We start from the raw sequence: 630 nt of genomic DNA on the forward strand, positions 1-630 counted from the left end.
ACTTCCAACATCAAGACGAAAAAGACAAAAATGGTTATGCGAACCCAGACCGCCAAACCTTTTTAACTCGTTATACATTCTCTATGCCGGAGTGGGATTGGCAGTTTAATGCAACTGCTGGAGAGTTTTGGAAGGGGGATGTCGGCGCAAAATTCACGACATCACATTGGTTCGAAGACATAGAAGTATCGGCAAGTTATCAGGTGACAAAGTTTAACGATACAGACGAAGAGCAGTTTGTCACTGTGTCGGTAAAGCTGCCATTAACGCCATGGCGCGATATGTCGCCGGGAGTGATACAAGTTCGTGGTAACGAGGCTTATGATTTCAACGTTACGACACGGGTTGGTAATGATGCTAACCATTTAGCGGCAGGCCAGGGTGATGAACTCGTAATGGATAATAGTATGCTTCGCCGCTACTTTAACCGAGGCCGTTATGGTCAAGAGTACTTTGAGCAGAACAAGCTGCGTATCCGCAACGCTTATTTGCGTTACTTGGGTACTCAATTGAATTAAGTTGTGTTGCTAGTTAGGCTTTGAGTTAATCACTGTACTCTACCTAGAGTGTAAGTGTTTTGATATGCTAGCGTCAGTTAAATAATAGGAAATAAAAATGAAAATTGCTGTA

1 pseudogene is annotated in these 630 nt (G+C 43.2%); it reads left to right on the forward strand.

Annotated elements, in window-relative coordinates:
* A pseudogene (locus R8N47_RS26140) lies at positions 1 to 518 on the forward strand (hypothetical protein); the annotation flags it as partial.
* Positions 519 to 630: the final 112 nt, after the last annotated feature.

Source organism: Vibrio sp. 2132-1, from assembly GCF_033344315.1.